General features: G+C 71.8%; 15 protein-coding genes and 1 pseudogene. 13 read left to right on the forward strand and 3 right to left on the reverse strand.

What is annotated here, in order from left to right; genetic code table 11:
- The first annotated feature begins 23 nt into the window (after nt 1–23).
- Complete coding sequence (locus tag NOCA_RS09605; protein ID WP_011755080.1) at nt 24–731, forward strand: Crp/Fnr family transcriptional regulator; 708 nt, start codon at nt 24–26, stop codon at nt 729–731.
- A gap of 34 nt (nt 732–765) precedes the next feature.
- On the opposite strand, the pseudogene lepB reads toward NOCA_RS09605, so the two are convergent.
- Both lepB and NOCA_RS28430 read right to left on the reverse strand, forming a co-directional pair.
- Nucleotides 766–1,167: pseudogene (lepB, locus tag NOCA_RS28220) on the reverse strand (signal peptidase I); the annotation flags it as partial.
- 11 nt (nt 1,168–1,178) lie between these two features.
- Nucleotides 1,179–1,823 carry a DUF6448 family protein gene (locus NOCA_RS28430; protein ID WP_049774290.1) on the reverse strand — a complete coding sequence of 215 codons (645 nt, stop codon included), beginning with the start codon at nt 1,821–1,823 and terminating at the stop codon, nt 1,179–1,181.
- A gap of 209 nt (nt 1,824–2,032) precedes the next feature.
- Between NOCA_RS28430 and NOCA_RS09615 the strand changes: the two genes are divergently transcribed.
- Both NOCA_RS09615 and NOCA_RS09620 read left to right on the forward strand, forming a co-directional pair.
- Nucleotides 2,033–2,623, forward strand: a complete 591-nt coding sequence (locus NOCA_RS09615) for a cytochrome c oxidase subunit II (RefSeq protein ID WP_011755082.1) — start codon at nt 2,033–2,035, stop codon at nt 2,621–2,623.
- Nucleotides 2,620–4,305 carry a cbb3-type cytochrome c oxidase subunit I gene (locus tag NOCA_RS09620; protein WP_011755083.1) on the forward strand — a complete coding sequence of 562 codons (1,686 nt, stop codon included), beginning with the start codon at nt 2,620–2,622 and terminating at the stop codon, nt 4,303–4,305. Before NOCA_RS09615 ends, NOCA_RS09620 begins: the two co-directional genes overlap by 4 nt.
- Nucleotides 4,306–4,361: 56 nt before the next feature.
- Here the strand turns inward: NOCA_RS09620 and NOCA_RS09625 are convergent, their stop codons facing one another.
- Nucleotides 4,362–5,750 (reverse strand): tryptophanase, encoded by a 1,389-nt coding sequence (locus NOCA_RS09625; RefSeq protein ID WP_011755084.1) that lies wholly within the window; start codon nt 5,748–5,750, stop codon nt 4,362–4,364.
- A 121-nt stretch (nt 5,751–5,871) separates the two neighbouring features.
- Here NOCA_RS09625 and NOCA_RS09630 point away from each other — a divergent pair, with 121 nt between their 5' ends.
- The 10 genes from NOCA_RS09630 to NOCA_RS09675 all read left to right on the forward strand — a co-directional run bounded on the left by NOCA_RS09630 (nt 5,872) and on the right by NOCA_RS09675 (nt 18,791).
- The gene (locus NOCA_RS09630) at nt 5,872–6,318 is read left to right on the forward strand and encodes an Lrp/AsnC family transcriptional regulator (protein ID WP_011755085.1); all 447 of its coding nucleotides are present in this window, start codon (nt 5,872–5,874) and stop codon (nt 6,316–6,318) included.
- Between the two features lie 101 nt (nt 6,319–6,419).
- Nucleotides 6,420–7,790 (forward strand): 8-oxoguanine deaminase, encoded by a 1,371-nt coding sequence (locus tag NOCA_RS09635; RefSeq protein WP_197687717.1) that lies wholly within the window; start codon nt 6,420–6,422, stop codon nt 7,788–7,790.
- Between the two features lie 40 nt (nt 7,791–7,830).
- A complete protein-coding gene (locus NOCA_RS09640; RefSeq protein WP_011755087.1) occupies nt 7,831–9,354 on the forward strand; it encodes a pyridoxal-phosphate dependent enzyme in 1,524 nt (507 codons plus the stop codon).
- The gene (locus NOCA_RS09645) at nt 9,351–10,736 is read left to right on the forward strand and encodes a pyridoxal-phosphate dependent enzyme (protein WP_011755088.1); all 1,386 of its coding nucleotides are present in this window, start codon (nt 9,351–9,353) and stop codon (nt 10,734–10,736) included. The genes NOCA_RS09640 and NOCA_RS09645 overlap by 4 nt, the downstream gene beginning before the upstream one ends.
- Before the next feature lie 56 nt (nt 10,737–10,792).
- Nucleotides 10,793–12,160, forward strand: a complete 1,368-nt coding sequence (locus NOCA_RS09650) for an amidohydrolase family protein (RefSeq protein ID WP_158305653.1) — start codon at nt 10,793–10,795, stop codon at nt 12,158–12,160.
- The gene (locus NOCA_RS09655) at nt 12,157–13,158 is read left to right on the forward strand and encodes an LLM class flavin-dependent oxidoreductase (protein ID WP_011755090.1); all 1,002 of its coding nucleotides are present in this window, start codon (nt 12,157–12,159) and stop codon (nt 13,156–13,158) included. The genes NOCA_RS09650 and NOCA_RS09655 overlap by 4 nt, the downstream gene beginning before the upstream one ends.
- A 15-nt stretch (nt 13,159–13,173) precedes the next feature.
- On the forward strand, nt 13,174–14,127 hold the full coding sequence (gene pyrB, locus NOCA_RS09660; RefSeq protein ID WP_011755091.1) for an aspartate carbamoyltransferase: 954 nt from the start codon (nt 13,174–13,176) through the stop codon (nt 14,125–14,127).
- A 17-nt stretch (nt 14,128–14,144) separates the two neighbouring features.
- On the forward strand, nt 14,145–15,128 hold the full coding sequence (locus NOCA_RS09665; RefSeq protein ID WP_011755092.1) for an ornithine carbamoyltransferase: 984 nt from the start codon (nt 14,145–14,147) through the stop codon (nt 15,126–15,128).
- Between the two features lie 22 nt (nt 15,129–15,150).
- A complete protein-coding gene (locus tag NOCA_RS09670) occupies nt 15,151–15,876 on the forward strand; it encodes an FAD binding domain-containing protein (RefSeq protein WP_011755093.1) in 726 nt (241 codons plus the stop codon).
- The gene (locus NOCA_RS09675; RefSeq protein ID WP_011755094.1) at nt 15,873–18,791 is read left to right on the forward strand and encodes a molybdopterin-dependent oxidoreductase; all 2,919 of its coding nucleotides are present in this window, start codon (nt 15,873–15,875) and stop codon (nt 18,789–18,791) included. The genes NOCA_RS09670 and NOCA_RS09675 overlap by 4 nt, the downstream gene beginning before the upstream one ends.
- The last annotated feature ends 10 nt before the right edge of the window (nt 18,792–18,801 follow it).

The following is an 18,801-nucleotide window of genomic DNA, read 5'->3' on the forward strand; positions in this document are numbered from 1 at the left end:
GTGGTGGTGGCGGAGGTGAGGGGATGCGCGACCACGACCACAGGTTCGAGTGCGTGCGGCTCGTGCCGATCTTCGACGGCCTGTCGGAGGCCGACCAGCACCGGATCGCCGAGACCGCCGTGACCCGCACGTTCGAGCCGCGCGAGCAGGTGTACGGCGCCGGGGACCGGACCGGCCTGCACATCGTGCACCGCGGCCAGGTCAAGGCGTACCGACTCACCGAGGGCGGCTCCGAGCAGCTGGTCCGGCTGTTGTCCCCCGGAGACTTCCTCGGCGAGTCGGCGCTGCTCGCCGACTCGGTCAGCGATCACTTCGCGATGGCCATCCGGCGCAGTGAGGTGTGCTCGGTGCCGCGGGCGGGGATGCGCCAGCTCCTGGTCGAGAGGCCGGCGGTCGCGCTGCAGATGCTGCAGACCGTCTCGGGGCGGCTCGCCGCCGCGGAGGAGATGCTCGCGGCCGTCACCGGCCAGTCGGTCGGCGAGCGGCTGGCCCAGCAGCTCCTGCACCTGGCCGACGAGGCGGGCTCCGCCAGTTTCCGGCTGCCGACGTCCAAGCGGGACCTCGCGTCCTACCTGGGCACCACTCCCGAGACGCTCAGCCGTCGCCTCGGCGCGCTGCAGCGGTCCGGTGCGGTCCGACTGGGGCCGCAGCGGACCGTGACGGTCGTGGACCGGCGCCGCCTGGAGCAGCTGGGCGCCGGGGCCGGGCCACCCGACCGCGGACCGCACTGACGGGCAGGTACGGCGCGCGCCAGGCCCGCGCGTCGCTCGAGGCCGCGCGGTTGTCGCCGAGGAGCAGCAGGTGCCCCGCCGGCACGTCGAACGTCCCGGGCCGCCCGCCCCGGTGGACGAGGTACGGCTCGGCCAGCTCGCGCCCGGCCACCCGGACCATGCCGGCCGCATCCACGTCGACGTGCTCGCCCGGCAGCCCGACGACGCGCTTGATGATCGGGCGGCCGATCTCGGGGGAGTCGACGACCACGACGTCACCGCGACGCAGTGGCTGCGCCGCGCCGAGGCGCCGGGCCAGCAATCGCTGACCCGGCGCCAGGGTGGGGGACATCGAGAGGGACTCGACCTCGGTGACGAACCCGAGCCGGTGGCGGACGGCTCCTGCGAGCAGGATCGCCAGGACCGTCGATCCGGCCACCGCCAGCAGGGTCTCCATCGTGATCACCCTCAGTGCTGGTGCCCGGCGTGGGCCAACCCGTGGTCGTGCCCGGAATCGTGCCCGTGGCCGTGGCCGTGCCCGTGGCCGTGCCCGTGCTCGTGGTCCTCGCCCTCGGCGTACTTGAAGAAGGACACGTAGGCCTCGATGTAGGAGCGGCCGGCGGTCACGTCGGTGGTGTCGTACTCCTTGCGCTCGAGCACGGTGGCGAACCGGCGCTCGAGCTCGGCCCACCGCTCTGCGGGAACCAGGCCGTCGAGTGGTGCCAGGTCGCCCGCCGCGATGGCCGCGTCGGCGGCCGCGACCCGCTCGTCCACCGGTCCTCCGTGCGGCTGCACACCGGAGTACGACGCGCCCTCGCCGGCCCGGTGGATGCGGATCAGGTTCTCCACGAACCAGCGGTCGGCGACCTCCCGGGCCGCGGGGCCCAGGTCGCGGGCCGTGCGCGCCTTGTCGTACACCTCGCGCAGCTCCGCCTCGCCCGCGGGCGAGACCCACTTCAGTGCGAGCGCCGGGTTGCCGGTCTCCAGGGCTTGCAGTCCGTCCTGTGCGGTCGGGCCGTCCATCGTGTCGCAGTGGGCGCTGGCCCGCAGCGGCTTGAGCAGCACGGCGGCCAGCGTCGCTGCGAATGCGGTGATGACCAGTACGAGTGTCATGTCGATCTCCTCAGGTGGTGTCGGTGAACTGGTTCGCCCCATCCCACCGCCGGCTGGGGCGACCCGCCTTGACGCAGGTCAAGACGCCGCACGGCGTGACCCACGAGACATGTCGGGTGGGCACAAATGCCCTTCTGGCAGGGATCGACCGGCTCTTACCTTGGCCCTGCGGGTGTGCCCCATCCGAGGGCCCCGCGGAGGCAGATCTGATGAGGCTCCTTGTCATCGACTCCAGCACGGTCCTGTGGGGCCAGACGATCATGTACACGGCGTACTGCCTGGCGATCATCAGCCTGGTCTGGTGGTTCGCCACTCGCATCACGAGACCGACGGGGGAGTCTCGGATCACCCCGAAGATCTTCTACATCTGGGTGGGCTTCCTGGCCGTGGTCGGAGTGAGCCTGCACCTGGTCACCTACAACACCATCCCCTGGGTCAAGGACGACCTCAAGGGCAGCGACGACTACGTCGCCAGCTACGACATCACGGTCGGCGCCCATGCTTGGCAGCTGCCCGAGAAGACCCTGCAGGTGCCCTGCGGCGAGCTCGTTCAGTTCTCGGTGACCAGCACCGACCTGACCTACGGGTTCGGGCTGTTCCGTGACGACGACTCGATGGTCGCCCAGATGCAGGTCGTGCCGGGGCACGACAACGACCTGCTGTGGACCTTCGAGTCCGACGGCCTCTACAGCATCCGCTCGACCGAGTACTCCGGCCCCGAGGGCGACGGGATGATCGTCCCGGACGCCGTCGAGGTCACCGGATGCGACCAGGCCGAGGCGGAAGGCGGAGCACGATGAGCACGTTCACCGAGACCCTGGTCCACGGCAAGTCCGGCGCCTTCAAGCCGAAGTCGCTGACCCCGATGCAGAGCCTGACGCTGAAGTACGTCGTGTTCGGGCTGGTCTACTACGGGTTCGCGGCGATCGAGGGCATGCTCCTGCGGATCAACGCGGTGAGCCCGCAGGACCTGCTCTACCCCGAGCGCTACTACGCGATGCTCACCGCACACCCGCTGGTCGGCATCTTCGGATCGAGCTACCTGCTCGTCTTCGGCGCGTTCACCTTCCTGGTGCCGTTCTTGATGAAGAAGCCGCTGTGGTCCTACAAGCTCGCCAACTGGACGCTGTGGCTGATCGTGGTCGGCGTCTTCACCTTCTGGTTCGACGGCTTCTTGACCCACTACGCGCCGCTCTACACGCTCTACTGGCCGCTCCCGGCGGACTTCGACCAGTTCGAGCCGGTGGCCGGCGCGATCTTCATCACCGGCGTCGCCCTGGTGATGGTCGGCACCCTCTTCTTCGTGCTCAACGTGCTCAAGACCATCACCTACACACCGGAGGGCTGGACCCGGCAGCCGGCCGGCCGGCTGCTCGGTGACGCCCTCGGCCTGACCACGCTGAAGAAGTTCTTCACCGGTCAGCTGCGCCGGGACCGCGAGCAGGACCACCTGGTGTCGCTGCCGGTCGCGGCGATCGCCCGCGGCAGCGTCGACGTGCTCTTCAACGCGGGGATCATCCTGTTCTCCGGGGTCTTGATCCTGATCTACATGGTGGCCGAGATCTCGGGGACCTCGCTCGAGACGACGAACATCGACGCGCTGCTGTACAAGAACTGGTACTGGTGGGGGCTCGACCTCGTCGCCGACGGTCTGGTGCTGATCTTCGTCGCCGGCACCTGGTACCTCCTGGCCCAGCTGATCACCGGCCGCGAGGTCTTCATGGCGCGCTGGGCACGCTTCGCGCTGGGGCTGGAGCTGGTCGTCTCCTGGACGGTGTGGAGCCACCATCTGCTCTCGGACCAGTCGCAGCCGGCGGCGCTGAAGATGGGCTCCGGTGAGTTCGTCACCGCGTTCGAGCTGATCACGCAGGGGCTGGCGTTCTTCATCACCCTCGCCACGTTGTGGATGGCCCGGCCGCTGAAGATGACGAACCCGCTGAAGTTCCTGCTCGGTGGGCTCCTCGGGTTCGCCCTCGCGGTGCCAGCGGGCATCATGCAGGCCGACGCGGGCCTCAACCGGATCCTGCACAACACCCAGTGGGTCGTCGGACCGCACGTCCACGTGGCGGTGCTGGTGGGGCTCACGATGACCCTCTACGCGGCCGTCTACTTCCTGCTGCCGATCCTCACCAACGGTGCGGAGCTGTACAGCCAGCGGCTGGCGAACGTGCACTTCTGGTGCCACCTGATCGGCGGCATCGGGATGGGTGCGTTCATGGGCATGGCCGGCCTGCAGGGCATGCTGCGGCGCACGATCTACTACGACGACGAGTTCTTGCCCTACATGGTGCTCGCCGCGATCAGCGGCGCGCTCCTGCTGGTCGCCTTCGTGGTGTTCCTCTACAACATCGTGATGACGCTGGGTCTCCAGGGCGCCGTCGGACTGTTCAAGAAGTCCTCGGCACCGGCATCGGTCCTGGTCCCCGGGATGGACGTGTCGATCCAGCCCGGGCCGGAGCCGGCAGCACCCGCGGGCGCCTGACGCCACCGGGTCGGCTGCGGTCCACGCCGAGGGGGCGGCGTGGACCGCAGGTCACGTCATGCCGTGCGACCGAGCGGCGCGAACCTCGCGGTGAAGTGCCGCAGCGCCGGCGGCTCCTCGACGATCCGGTAGCCCGGCAGGTCGCTCGCGCGGTCCAGGATCCGCTCGCACACCTCGATGACGTAGTCGATGTGGCTCTGGGTGTAGGTGCGCCGCGGGATCGCGAGGCGGACCAGGTCCATGGCGGCCGGCTGCTCCGAGCCGTCGGGGTGCCGCCCGAACATCACCGTGCCGATCTCGCAGCTGCGGATGCCGCCGATCTCGTAGAGCGCGACGGCGACCGCCTGGCCGGGGTACTCCAGCGGGTCGAGGTGGGGGAGCAGGGCGCGGGCGTCGAGGTAGATCGCGTGCCCGCCGAACGGGCTGAGCACCGGCACGCCGCGCTCGGCGAGCGCCCGGCCGAGGTAGGCGGTCGAGCCGATCCGGTAGCGCAGGTAGTCGTGCTGCACCACCTCGGCGAGGCCCTGCGCGAGCGCCTCGAGGTCGCGGCCGGCCAGGCCGCCGTACGTCGGGAAGCCCTCGGTCAGGATCACGATGTTGCGACACTGCGCCGCCAGGTCGTCGTCGGCCAGCGCGAGCCAGCCGCCGATGTTGCCGAGCGGGTCCTTCTTCGCGCTCATCGTCACCCCGTCGGCGAGGCCGGTCACGTCCCGGATGATGTCGACGACGTCCCGCTCGCCCTGGCCCGCCTCGCGCTCGCGGATGAACCAGGCGTTCTCGGCGAACCGGCACGCGTCCAGGAACAGCGGCTTGCCGAACCGGTCGCACAGCGCGCGGACGCCGCGCAGGTTGGCCAGCGAGACCGGCTGCCCGCCGCCGCTGTTGTTGGTGATCGTCACCATCACGCAGGGCACGTCGTCGGCGTGTGCCTCCAGCAGCTGCTCGAGGGCGGCGAGGTCCATGTTGCCCTTGAACGGGTGGTCCGAGCGTGGATCGCGGCCCTCGGCGATCACCAGGTCGACCGCCTCGGCCCCGGTGGCCTCGATGTTGGCGCGCGTGGTGTCGAAGTGCGTGTTGTTCGGGATGACCTTGCCGGCACCGCCGAGCACCGAGAACAGGATCCGCTCGGCCGCCCGACCCTGGTGCACGGGGATGATGTGCTCGAAGTCGAAGAGCCGCCGCACCGCGTCGCGGAAGACGAAGTACGACGGCGACCCGGCGTACGACTCGTCGCCGCGCTGCACCGCCGCCCACTGGTCGCGCGACATCGCACCGGTCCCGGAGTCAGTGAGCAGGTCGATCAGCACGTGCTCGGCGCGGAGCTGGAAGAGGTTGTAGTCGACCGCCGCCAGGTGCGTACGGCGCTCCTCGGCGGTCGTCATCCGCATCGGCTCGACCGAGTGGATCCGGAACGGCTCGATGATGGTGCGGAAGGGCTGGTCCATGGGACCAGGATGGAAGGGCGAGGCCCGGTTCAGAAGGGCCGACGGACCACAGGTGCGGCGATCCGCTTTACGATCGGTCCGAGTGACACCGGTTCCGCTTCACGATCGTCAGGAGCAGCTCATGGACCACGTCGACTGGCAGATCCTGCACGAGCTGCAGGCCGATGCCCGGCTCTCGTTCAACGAGCTGTCGCGCCGCATCCACCTGTCGGCGCCGATGGTGGCCGAGCGCGTGCGCCGCCTCGAGTCCGGCGGGACGATCACCGGCTACCACGCGCACGTCGATCCGGGTCGCCTCGGCCGGTCGGTGCAGGCGCTGGTCGTGATGAACTGCTACGGGCCGACCTGCCTGCTGCGGGATCCGGAGGTGCCGACCTGGCCGGAGGTGCTGCAGCTCCTGCGGATCACCGGCGACGGCTGCTCGGTCATGCTGGCGGCCGTCGCGTCGATGGCGGACTTCGAGGCGTTCATCGACCGGCTCGCGGCCTACGGCCGGCCCAGCAGCAGCATGATCCTGTCGGCGCCGCTCCCGTGGGCCGCCGTGAGCGAGCCGCCCGCCCGAGGCTGAGCCGGCGGTCCGCCGGGTCCCGGCCGGAGGTGCGACCAGGCTCACGCGCGGGCCGTGCGATTCCGCCGACACGGCCGTGCGGGGATGGCTAGCGTCGCGGTGTGACCGTCGACTTGTTGATCGACGGGGCCGAGCATGTCGTGACACTCGACGCCGACGACCGCGAGATCGCCGGGGGCTGGATCGCCCTCGACCAGGGCTTGGTCGCGGCCATCGGGGGGCCGGGCGACGCACCCCCGCCCGCGACCCGGGTGCTGCGCGCGGACGGCTGCCTGGTCACCCCCGGGCTGATCAACACCCACCACCACATCTACCAGAACCTGACCCGCGCCCACCGGCCCTCGGTCAACACCTCGCTGTTCACCTGGCTCACCACGCTCTACCCCCTCTGGGCGGGTCTCGACGAGGAGGCGGCGTACCTCTCGGCCTGGGTCGGTCTGGCCGAGCTCGCGCTCGGCGGCTGCACGACCACCACCGACCACCTCTACGTCCACCCGCGCCACGGCGGTGACCTGATCTCCGCCGAGATCACCGCGGCGACCGAGCTCGGCATGCGGTTCCACCCGACCCGCGGCTCGATGAGCCTGTCCGAGAAGGACGGCGGCCTGCCGCCGGACTCCGTCGTGCAGGACGACGACGAGATCCTCGCGGACAGCGAGCGGCTGGTCGCCCGCCACCACGACCCGTCCTGGGGCGCGATGGTGCGGATCGCACTGGCGCCCTGCTCGCCGTTCTCGGTCTCCTCCGACCTGATGCGGCGTACGGCGGAGCTGGCCGAGCGGCTCGACGTCCGGCTGCACACCCACCTCGCCGAAGACCCCGACGAGGACCTCTTCGCCGCGAAGGCCTTCGGTCGCCGCACCATCGACCACTTCGAGGACGTCGGCTGGATGTCCGACCGCAGCTGGGTGGCGCACTGCATCTACCCCAACGACGACGAGGTACGGCGGCTCGGCGCCGCCGGTGTCGGCGTCGCCCACTGTCCCTCGTCGAACATGCTGATCGGCGGGGGTGGGCTGGCGCCGGTCGTGGAGCTGCGCGCGGCCGGGGCCCCGGTCGGGATCGGCTGCGACGGCTCCGCGTCCACCGACCACGCGTCACTGTGGCTGGAGGCCCGGACCGCCCTCCTGCTGGGGCACCAGCGCAAGGGGCCGACCGGCATGACCGCCCGCGACGTGCTCGACATCGCGACCCGCGGGTCGGCCGCGTGCCTGGGCCGGACGGGTGAGCTCGGGACGTTGAGCGTCGGTGCGGTCGGCGACGTCGTCTGCTGGCCGCTGACCGGGATCGCGTTCGCCGGGGCACTCACCGACCCGGTCGAGGCGTGGCTGCGGTGCGGCCCGGTCGCGGCCCGGCACACGATCGTCGCCGGCCGGGCCGTCGTGGTGGACGCCGCCCTCGTCCACCCCGGTCTCGAGGAGATCCTGCACCGCCACCGTGCCGCCGCCCGCCGCCTCCAGCGGCTGGCCTGACCACAGCCCGCCACAGCCTGACCAGAGATCGGAGCCCGCCATGTCGTCCCTAGGAGTCGAAGGCCACGTCGTCGACGCAGGCAGCCGGGACCGCGCGGTCGCGCACTTCCGGGCGGCCGGCATCGTGCTCCCCACGCTGGCGGAGCTGGCCGATCCGTCGCGGATCCCGGTGTCGACGACGGGGGCGCTGCGCGCCGTCGGGCCGGACGAGGCGGACCCGCGCAACCTGTTCCGGATCCACTGGTACAACGACGCGAGCCGGGTCGCCCGCACCTCGGTCCCCGAGCACGTGGTCCTGCCTCGCGAGCTCACCGGCGTGGACGCGCGGATCGCCGTCGTCTTCGGTGACCGGTTCCCGATGATCCGTGCCCACAAGGTGCTGGCCGCCTACGCGTGCCTGGTGCCCCGCATCGTCACCGGCGGCTTCGACCCGACGTCCCAGCGCGCCGTCTGGCCCTCGACCGGGAACTACTGCCGGGGCGGTGTGGCCATCTCGCGGATCCTCGGCTGTCGCGGTGTCGCCGTCCTCCCCGCCGGGATGAGCCAGGAGCGGTTCGACTGGCTGCGGGAGTGGGTGGTGTCCCCGGAGGACGTCGTCACCACGCCCGGCACCGAGAGCAACGTCCGGGAGATCTACGAGGCCTGCGACGAGCTCGCCCGCGACCCGGGGAACGTGATCCTCAACCAGTTCTCGGAGTTCGGGAACCACCTGGCGCACTGGCTGTGCACCGGCCGCGCCCTCGGTGACGTGTTCGAGCACCTGCGCGAGACCGATCCGGACGCCGGCGCGGACCTGCGCCTGCGCGCGTTCGTGTCCGCCTCGGGCTCCGCGGGGACGCTCGGCGCCGGCGATCACCTGAAGGAGGCGTACGGCGCCGTCATCGTCGCGGCCGAGGCGCTCGAGTGCCCCACGATGCTGCGCAACGGCTTCGGCGAGCACAACATCCAGGGCATCGGCGACAAGCACATCCCGCTGATCCACCACGTCCACAACACCGACGTCGTGGTGGACGTGACCGACCGCGCGACGGACCAGCTGTCGGTGCTGTTCAGCGACCCGGAGGGCCTGGCCTACCTCGCCCGACGACGGGGCGTACCCGACGCGACGCTCGCCGCGCTGCCATCGCTCGGGCTGTCGAGCATCTGCAACGTGCTCGCCGCGATCAAGACGGCCAAGCACCTCGAGCTCGGACCGGACGACGTCATCGTCACCGTCGCCACGGACGGCGCGCAGATGTACGAGAGCGAGCGGCGCCGGATCCGGGCCCGCGACTTCGCCGGTGGCTTCGACGAGGAGACCGCGGCGGAGGTGTTCGGGCGGTGGATGCTCGGCGCCGACGACAGCGACCTGCTCGAGACGACGACGCGGGACCGGGAACGGATCTTCGATCTCGGCTACTACACCTGGGTCGAGCAGCGCGGCATCCCGATCGAGGACTTCGTCGCGCGCCGGGTCCCGGCGTTCTGGAGCGGCCTGCGCACCAGGATCGACTCCTGGGACGAGCTGATCGCGGACTTCAACGCGCGCACGGGCCTCGCGGGCGCCGGGTCCGGCGCGGCGTGATCGCACCCGCCAGCCGCCTGGTCTGCTGGGGCTGCGGCGGCGCACCGGACCCGGCCGATCCGTACCCGTTCCGCTGCCCCCGAGCCGGCGTCGGTGACGTCGACCACGTCCTGGTGCGCGTCCTCGACCTCGACCGGGTGCGGTTCCCGGACGGGCCGGCGGGGACGGCTCCGCCGTTCGTGCAGTACGGCGGGCTCCTGCACAGCCACCACCGCGCGACCGCCGCGGGCGTCGGCGTGGCGGAGCTCGACGACCTCGTCACGCTGCTGGATGAGGCCGTGGCTCGGGTCGCCGGCGCGGGGTTCCGGGCCACGCCGTTCGGTCGCGACGACACCCTGTCGGAGCGGCTCGGGTTCAGCAGCGTCGGTGGCGTGTGGGTCAAGGACGAGACCGGCAACGTGGCCGGATCGCACAAGGGCCGCCACCTCATGGGCGTCCTGCTCCACCTCGAGGTCGCGGAGCGTCTCGGCCTCGCGGCGCCGTCGGCACGGCCGGACCTGGCGATCGCCAGCTGCGGCAACGCCGCCCTCGCCGCCGCAGTCGTCGCCCGCGCCGCCGGCCGCCGGCTCCGGGTCTTCGTCCCCGTCGACGCCGACCCGGCGGTGCTGGGCGACCTCCGCGACCTGGGCGCAGACGTGGTCACCTGCGCGCGCACCGCGGACGCGGACGGCGACCCGGCGTACCTGCGGCTGCAGGCGGAGCTGGCCGCCGGCGCACTGCCGTTCACGTGCCAGGGCAACGAGAACGGACTGGTGATCGAGGGCGGTGAGACGCTGGGCTACGAGATCGCGTCCGACCTCCGGGCCCAGCGCATCGACCTGGACCACCTCGTGGTCCAGGTCGGCGGCGGCGCCCTGGCCAGCTCCTGCATCCAGGCGCTCGACGAGGCGGTCGCGCTCGGTGTCCTGGCCCGGCAGCCGCGGGTGCACACCGTGCAGACCACGGGCGGCCACCCGCTCGAGCGCGCCTACACCCGGGTCCGGGACGGCCTGGGCCCAGCACCCGGTGCGGCCGAGATCGACGAGGCCCTCCACGCCGCGGCGATCCACCGGTCGGCGTACATGTGGCCGTGGGAGGGCGAGCCCCGCAGCATCGCCACCGGCATCCTCGACGACGAGACGTACGACTGGCGAGCCGTCGTCGGCGGGATGCTCCGGACCGGAGGCCGGTCGCTGGTCGTGTCCGAGGAGCGGCTCGCCGGTGCCCACGCCCTCGGTCGCGCGGCGGGCTACCGAGTCGACCCCACCGGCTCCTCCGGGTTGGCCGGCCTCCTGGACCTGGTGGCCGCCGGCGACGTCCACCCCGACGCGCGCGTTGGCGTGCTCTTCACCGGCGTCGAGCGCCAGGACCAGGCAGGGACCAGGCGGGTCCATGGACCCTAGTGGACCGTGTGGTCCGGGAGCACGCTGAGGAGGATCGGAGCAGAGGAGCGCACATCGTGGCGGCCGACATTCGAGACGCTGTCCCCTCCTTGGCGCTGTGCGGCGCCACGATCGTCGTCGCGCTCGACCCTCCGGAGGTGGTCTCCGGCGACGTCGTGATCGCGGGCGACCGGATCCTGACGGTCGGCACCGCGCCGCCCGGCGTGCCGCGGCGCGACTGCTCGGGGACGCTGCTCCTGCCCGGCAACGTCTGCGCCCACCACCACCTCTACTCGGCGCTCAGTCGCGGGATGCCGTACCACCTCGCTCCGCCGGCCACGTTCACCGAGATCCTCCAGCGGGTCTGGTGGCGCCTCGACCGCGCCCTGGACGAGCAGTCGATCCGGGCCTCGGCGCTGCGCGGCGGCCTCGACGCGTTGCGTGCCGGCACCACGACGATCGTGGACCACCACGCCTCGCCCAACGCCATCGACGGCTCGCTCGACATCATCGCCGAGACCCTGGCGGAGCTGGGGGTGCGCAGCGTCCTGTGCTACGAGGTCAGCGACCGGGACGGACCCGAGCGCGCCGCCGCCGGCATCGCCGAGAACGGCCGCTTCCTCGCGCGGGCGCGTGGGTTGACCCGCGGTCTGATGGGCGCGCACGCGTCGTTCACGCTCTCCGACGGCACCCTCGCCCAGCTGGTCGACGCGGCCGATCGGGCCGGGACCGGCGTGCACATCCACGTCGCGGAGGACGCCGCCGACCAGGCCGACGCCCGCGCGCGCAGCAGTCAGGGGGTCGTCGAGCGGCTCGACCGGGCCGGGGTGATCACCGAGCGGGCCCTGCTGGCCCACTGCGTCCACGTCACACCGGCCGAGATCCGCGCCGTCGTCGACCTCGGTGCCACCGTCGTCTGCAACCCGCGCAGCAACATGAACAACTCCGTGGGCCACTCGCCCTTCAACCACCTCGCGCCGGGTGTCGGCGGTGGCGTTGCCCTCGGCACCGACGGCATCGGCGGCGACCTGTTCGCCGAGTCCCAGGTCGGCTACTTCCGGACCCGCGAGAGCGAGGTCGGAACGCCCGGCAGCTGGCCGCTCGCGCGCCTCGCCGACGGCGCCCGCTTCGCCGGCCGCGTCCACGGGGAGCCCCTGCTCGGCAGCCTCCGGCCCGGTGCCCCGGCCGACCTCGTGGTGCTCGACTATCCGACGCCGACCCCCGTCACCGCCGACAACCTGGTCGGCCACTGGGTCTTCGGCCTGTCCTCCGCCCAGGTGCGCGACGTGCTCGTCGCCGGCGACCTGGTCGTCGCCGACCGCCGGTCGACCCGGGTCGACGAGGCGGAGGCCGCCGCGGCGGGCTCGGTCGAGGCCGAGCGGCTCTGGGCCCGGATGGACGCGATCCCTGCGCACGACTTCACGCCCGAGAGGAGCAGGCCATGACGCAGCCGACGAGGGTGGCGCTCTACCTCCAGGACCTCCACCCGCTGCGCGAGGGGATGGAGTACGCCCGCTACGCCGAGGAGCGCGGCTTCGACGCCGTATGGCAGGCCGAGAGCCGGCTGGTCCGCGAGGCCACCGTGCCGATGGCCGCGTACGCCGCCGTCACCAGCCGGATCAAGGTGGGCTCCGGCATCGTCCCCATCTGGACCCGCAACGTCGGGCTGCTGGCCGCGACGTTCGCGACGCTCGACGAGCTGGCCCCCGGCCGGGTGATCCTCGGGCTCGGCGCCTGGTGGGAGCCGCTCGCCACCAAGGTCGGGGTGGACCGCCGCAAGCCCCTGCGGGCGATGCGGGAGACCGTCGAGGCCACCCGTCGCCTGCTGGCGATGGAGCGGGTCACCTACGACGGCGAGTTCGTGCACCTCGACGACGTCGAGATCGACATCGTCCACGGTGACCGCTCGCCGAAGCAGGTGCCGATCTACGTCGGGGCCACCGGCATGCAGATGATGGAGCTGGCCGGCGAGATCGCCGACGGCGTCCTGCTCAACTACATGGTCGCCCCGGCGTACAACGCCCAGGCGATGGCAGCCCTCGCCGCGGGCGCGGCGAAGGCGGGCCGGTCGGTCGACGACCTCGACCGGCCGCAGCTCGTCGTGTGCTCCGTCGACCGGGACCGCGCGGTCGCCCTGGACCGCGCCCGGGAGCTGCTCACGCAGTACCTCGGCCAGCAGCCACACATCATGAAGGCCAGCGGCGTCGACCCCGCGCTGATCGAGGAGATCGGCAAGGTCCTGACCTGGCCGGCCGAGCGCGAGGAGATCCTGCGCGCCATGCGGCTGGTCCCCGATGACGTGGTGCAGCAGATCACCGCCTCCGGCAGCCCGGAGGAGTGCCGCGCCAAGGTCGCCGAGTACGTCGAGGCGGGCGCCACGTGCCCCGTCCTCTACCCGCTCGGCGAGGACGTCCGACTGATGATCGACACCTTCGGTGTCTGAAGAGGAGAACGCACGATGAGGAGCTTCCTGGGCCGCGACATCCTGTCCCTGAAGGACGTCGAGCGCGACGACTACTTCCGGATCTTCCAGGTGGCCGAGGAGCTGCGCCCTCACGCGGAGAACCGTCGCAACGGGGATCTCCTCCAGCACAAGACGCTGCTGACCGCGTTCTACCAGCCCAGCACCCGCACCCGGCTCTCGACGGAGGCCGCGATGCACCGCCTCGGCGGTCACGTCCTCGGCTTCTCCGACGCCAAGATGACCCGCGCCGGCGACTTCTACCAGGAGTCGATGAAGGACACCGTGAAGATGCTGGAGTTCTACGGCGACGTGATCGCCATGCGCTCCCACGTCCAGGGCGCCCCGCACGAAGCCGCGCGCTGGGCCTCGGTCCCGGTGATCAACTGCGGTGACGGCTGGGGCGAGCACCCGACCCAGGTGCTCACCGACCTCTACACGATCTGGCGCGACAAGGGCAGCCTCGACGGCATCAAGATGCTCCTTGTCGGCGACATGCGGATGCGCACCATGCACTCGATCCTGCTCGCGTCCTCGCAGTTCGACATGGAGACGATGGTCGTCTCCCCGCCGGAGCTGGCCCTGCTCGAGGACTTCAAGGGCGAGCTCGCCGAGCGCAGCGTGAACTACCGCGAGCTCGAGTCGGTCGAGCAGGGCATCGCCGACGCCGACGTGATCTACATGGAGCCGGTGGTCCAGGCCGACTACACGCAGTCCCGCGTCGACCCCACCGTCGAGAAGGGCACCACGCCGCCGGCGTACCAGGTCACCCGGCGGCTGCTGCACGAGAAGGCCAAGCAGGACTCGATCGTCCTGCACTCGCTGCCCCGGATGGACGAGCTCACTCCCGACGTGGACGCCACCCGGCACGCCCGCTACTGGGCCGAGGCCGCCAACGGCGTCTCGGTCCGGATGGCGCTGCTGGCGCTGGTCCTCGGCGCGGTCGAGTAGCCGGGGGAGGGGGACCGATGCAGACGCACCTGCGCGGCCGGGACGTCATCGACTTCCAGGAGTGGACCCGCGACGAGATCGAGACCGTGCTCGACGTCGCGTTCGCGCTGAAACGGGACCGGGCACTCGGGCAGCCACACCCGTACCTGCGGGACAAGGTGCTCGCGATGCTGTTCTTCTTCGCGAGCACCCGGACCCGGGCCTCCTTCGAGGCCGGGATGGCGCAGCTGGGCGGGCACGCCCAGTTCATCGAGAGCCGCTCGACCCAGATCGCGCACGGCGACACGGCCACCGAGATCGGCGAGATCCTCGGCCGCTACAACGACGGCATCGCGATCCGCAACGTCGACTGGGGTGTCGGCAACGGCTACATCCGCGCCGTCGCCGTCGCCGCCGCGAGCCGGGTGCCCGTGCTCAACATGCAGTGCGACCACTTCCACCCGCACCAGGCGCTGGCCGACCTGATGACGATCATCGAGCGGTTCGGCGACCCCCGCGGACGCACCGCGACGATCAGCTGGGCGTGCGCGAAGACGTACTCCAAGCCGCTGAGCGTGCCGCAGAGCCTGATCATGTTGCTCCCGCGGTTCGGCATGAACGTCCGCCTGGTGCACCCGCCCGAGTTCGCGCTGATGCCGGAGTACGTCGAGCAGGCGCGTGAGAACGCCCGGCTCGGTCGGGCTTCGTTCGAGCTGATGGACGACTTCGACGCGGGCATCCGCGGGACCGACGTCGTGTATGCCAAGAGCTGGGGCGCGGTGATGACCACCTCCGACGTGGAGGAGGAGAAGCGGCTCGTCGACTCCTACGCCGACTGGATCGCCGACGAGCGACGGCTCGACACCGCGTCCGACGACGCGATCTACATGCACCCGCTGCCGGGCGAGCGCGGCACCGAGGTGACCGACGGCGTGATCGACGGTCCGCACAGTGCGGTCTTCGACCAGGCCGAGAACCGCCTGCACGGCCAGAAGGCCGTGCTGGCGCTGACGATGGGCTGAGGCCCGGCAGGACGGTGACACCATGGTGACGGCAATCGCCTACGGGCGCCCCTCGACGATCGACGAGGCCTTCGAGCTGCTGGCCCGCCCCAGTGCGGTCGTGCTCGCCGGCGGCACCCGCCTCAACGGTGACACCTCGCCGCGGCAGGTCGAGGTGGTGGACCTGCAGGCCCTCCCCCTCCACGGCATCCGCTCCGAGGGAGACCACGGGCTGCGGATCGGGGCCATGACGACGCTGCAGCAGGTCGCCGACGACGACCTGGTCCCTCCGACCGTGCGCGAGGCGGCCCGCCGCGAGCGACCGAGCACCCTGCGCGCCCAGGGCACCCTCGGCGGCTGCCTGGCGACCGGAGACGCCGAGAGCGAGCTGCTCGCCGCGCTCCTGGTGCACGAGGCGGTCGTGCACGTCGAGAGCCGGGACCGGTCCGGCGCCCTCTCCCTGGAGGCGTTCTTGGACGGGCTGCCGCTGGAGCCCGGACACCTGGTGACCGCGGTGGCGCTGCGCACCGACGGCAGCACCGCAGCAGCCCGCACCGCGCGGACGCCCGCCGACCGGGCCATCGTCGCCGCCTTCGCCCGGACCGTGCAGGACGGTCGCCGGATCGCGCTCACCGGCGTCGCGCCGAGACCGGTGCTCGTGCAACCCGGGGAGGAGCTCGACCCGACGGGTGATTTCCGGGGATCGAGCGAGTACCGCCGGGCCCTGGCAGGCGTCCTGATCACCCGGGTGCTGGAGGCGACGTCATGAGCACCATGATCGACCTCGAGCTCCACCTCAACGGCGCTCCGCGCACCGTGACCTGCGCGCCGGGCGACTCGCTGCTGAGCGTGCTGCGGCGGCTGGGCTGCTTCAGCGTGCGGTTCGGCTCCGAGACCGGCGAGACCGGCGCCGCCGCGGTCCTGGTGGACGGGCGGCTGCTGGCCGCCGACGTGCTGCTCGCCGCCCAGGCCGCCGGCCACGAGGTGACGACCGTGGAGTCACTGAACGTCGCCACCGGCGAGCTGCACCCCATCCAGGCCGCGTTCGTGGAGTCCGGCGCGCTGCAGTCCGGCTACTCCGCCGGGGCCATGGTGCTCGCCACCCAGGCCCTGCTCGCGCGCGACCCCGACCCCTCGGAGTGGGAGATCCGCGACGCGTTCTCCGGGATCCTCGACCGGGAGACGGGCTACGTGAAGGTCGTCGACGCCGTGCAGCGCGCGGCCGCGCTGCTCCGTGGCGAGAAGCCGGAGCCGATGGCGCCCGTCGTCGTCGGGCGGCTCACCGACGGCGACGGTGGGACCGTCCCGGACGCTCCCGCTGCCATGCCGCGCCTCGTGCCCGCGGCGGACGTCCCCTCCATGCAGGTGGTCGGGACGCCCGCGCCCAAGGTCGACGCGCTCAAGCTGGTCAAGGGGAATCCGGCCTTCGTCGACGACATCGAGCTGCGCGGGATGCTCTACGCCAAGGTGCTGCGCAGCCCGCACGCGCACGCCCGGATCGTCGCCATCGACGACTCCGAGGCCCGCGCGCTCCCAGGCGTGCACGCCGTGCTGCACACCTTCAACACGGCCCGCGTGAAGTACGCCTCCGGCGGCCAGAGCTGGCCGAACCCGCGCCCCTGGGACCAGGTGAGCTTCGACGACAAGGTGCGCCACGTCGGTGACCGCGTGGCCGCGGTGGCCGCGGAGACCGTGGCGATCGCCGAGGAGGCCTGCCGGCGGATCAAGGTGACGTACGACGTCCTGCCGGCGGTCTTCGACGAGGTCGAGGCGATCGGCCCCGGCGCTCCCGTCATCCACGACGAGACCGACACGGAGGGGATCGCCGACGCGGCCCGCAACATCCCCCGCCGGGTCAACGGGCAGACGGTCACCGACGACGAGCTGGCGGCCGCGTTCGCCGACGCCGAGCACGTCTTCGAGCAGACCTTCCACGTCCAGCAGCAGCAGCAGACCCCGATCGAGCCGCACATCACCATCGGCTGGCTCGACGCGGACGAGCGGCTGACGCTGCGCAGCTCCACCCAGGTCCCGTTCCACACCCGCCGGATGGTCGCCCCTCTGCTCGGCCTGCCGGTCAAGCAGATCCGGGTGATCAAGCCGCGGCTCGGCGGTGGCTTCGGCGGCAAGCAGGAGATGCTGCTCGAGGACGTGGTCGGGCACCTGGTGCTCGCGACCCGCCGACCGGTCCGGCTGGAGCTGACCCGGGAGGAGGAGTTCGTCTCCTCGCGGATCCGTCACGCCCAGACGATCACCTTCCGCTCCGCCGTCGACGCCGACGGCCGACTGCTCGCCCTGGACCACCACGTGGTCGGTAACACCGGCCCGTACGCGACGCATGGGTTCACGGTGCAGTCCGTCTCCGGCCAGCGCGGCCTGTCGCAGTACAACTGCCCCGCCAAGCGGTACACGGCCGACGTCGCCTACACGAACCGGCCGGTGGCCGGGGCGTTCCGCGGCTACGGCGCGCCCCAGGCGCTGTTCGCGCTGGAGTCCCACATGGACGACATCGCCCGCAGCCTCGGCCTCGACCCGATCGAGCTCCGTCGGCGGAACTGGGTGCGCACCGGCGACCCCCTCGACATCCTGCCCACGCTGGGCGAGCGGGGCGCCGCGGAGATCCAGGGCGAGGTGCCCCGGGTGACCAGCTGCGCGACCGACGAGTGCGTGGCGCAGGCCAGGCGCGCGATCGGCTGGGAGCGGCGCAACGACCCCGCGTGGAAGCAGCCCGCGGACCGGCCGAGCATCCGCAGGGGGATCGGCTTCGCGCTGTGCATGCAGGCCACCGCGATCCCCAACCTCGACATGGGTGGTGCCTCGATCAAGATGAACGACGACGGCTCGTTCAACCTGCTGGTCGGTGCGACGGACCTCGGCACGGGCGCCGACACGGTGCTGGCCCAGATCGCCGCCGAGGTGCTCGGGGTCGAGGCCAGTGACGTGGTCGTGTACGCCGCCGACACCGACCTGACGCCGTTCGACGTCGGGGCCTACGCCGACTCCACGACGTACATCTCCGGGATGGCGGTCAAGAAGGCCGCCGAGGCCGTGCGCGAGCGGATCGTGCTGCGCGCGGCCCGGCTGCTCGAGCTGGCCGGCCCCGCCAAGGTCGAGCTGCGGAACAAGCAGGCCTGGGCGCCCGACGGGCGCTGCGTGACGCTCCAGGACGTGGCCCTCCATGCGCTGCACATCGAGGACCAGGAACAGATCATGGCGACGGCCTCGCACGTCTCGGGTGAGTCGCCGCCGCCCTTCGCCGCCCAGACGGCCGAGATCGAGGTGGACGTGGAGACCGGCCAGGTGACCGTCACGAAGCTGGTGATGGCCGTCGACGCCGGGGTCGTCATCAACCCGACCACGGCGAGCGGCCAGGTCGAGGGCGCGATGGTGCAGGCGCTGGGCTACGCGCTCACCGAGGACCTCGTCCTCGACGACGACGGCCGTGCGGTGAACGCCCGGTTCGGGCCGTACTGGATCTTCCGGCCCGACGACACGCCCCCGATGGAGGTGTTCCTGGTGCAGACCATGGAGCCGAGCGGGCCGTTCGGCGCCAAGTCGGTCGGCGAGATCGCCATCGACGGGGTGGCACCCGCCGTGCGCAACGCGATCCTCGACGCGACCGGGGCCACCGTCAACGAGCTGCCGCTCACCCCCGAACGGGTCTGGCGGGCGCTGCACGCCTGAAGACGCGACC

The sequence above is a fragment of the Nocardioides sp. JS614 genome (assembly GCF_000015265.1).
Classification (GTDB): domain Bacteria; phylum Actinomycetota; class Actinomycetes; order Propionibacteriales; family Nocardioidaceae; genus Nocardioides.

What these genes read in the sequence shown, in the direction of transcription:
- NOCA_RS09605 (WP_011755080.1), top strand. Translation starts at nt 24, where the DNA reads ATGCGCGACCACGACCACAGGTTCGAGTGCGTGCGGCTCGTGCCGATC.
- NOCA_RS28430 (WP_049774290.1), bottom strand. Translation starts at nt 1,823, where the DNA reads ATGACACTCGTACTGGTCATCACCGCATTCGCAGCGACGCTGGCCGCC.
- NOCA_RS09615 (WP_011755082.1), top strand. Translation starts at nt 2,033, where the DNA reads ATGAGGCTCCTTGTCATCGACTCCAGCACGGTCCTGTGGGGCCAGACG.
- NOCA_RS09620 (WP_011755083.1), top strand. Translation starts at nt 2,620, where the DNA reads ATGAGCACGTTCACCGAGACCCTGGTCCACGGCAAGTCCGGCGCCTTC.
- NOCA_RS09625 (WP_011755084.1), bottom strand. Translation starts at nt 5,750, where the DNA reads ATGGACCAGCCCTTCCGCACCATCATCGAGCCGTTCCGGATCCACTCG.
- NOCA_RS09630 (WP_011755085.1), top strand. Translation starts at nt 5,872, where the DNA reads ATGGACCACGTCGACTGGCAGATCCTGCACGAGCTGCAGGCCGATGCC.
- NOCA_RS09640 (WP_011755087.1), top strand. Translation starts at nt 7,831, where the DNA reads ATGTCGTCCCTAGGAGTCGAAGGCCACGTCGTCGACGCAGGCAGCCGG.
- NOCA_RS09655 (WP_011755090.1), top strand. Translation starts at nt 12,157, where the DNA reads ATGACGCAGCCGACGAGGGTGGCGCTCTACCTCCAGGACCTCCACCCG.
- pyrB (WP_011755091.1), top strand. Translation starts at nt 13,174, where the DNA reads ATGAGGAGCTTCCTGGGCCGCGACATCCTGTCCCTGAAGGACGTCGAG.
- NOCA_RS09665 (WP_011755092.1), top strand. Translation starts at nt 14,145, where the DNA reads ATGCAGACGCACCTGCGCGGCCGGGACGTCATCGACTTCCAGGAGTGG.
- NOCA_RS09670 (WP_011755093.1), top strand. Translation starts at nt 15,151, where the DNA reads ATGGTGACGGCAATCGCCTACGGGCGCCCCTCGACGATCGACGAGGCC.
- NOCA_RS09675 (WP_011755094.1), top strand. Translation starts at nt 15,873, where the DNA reads ATGAGCACCATGATCGACCTCGAGCTCCACCTCAACGGCGCTCCGCGC.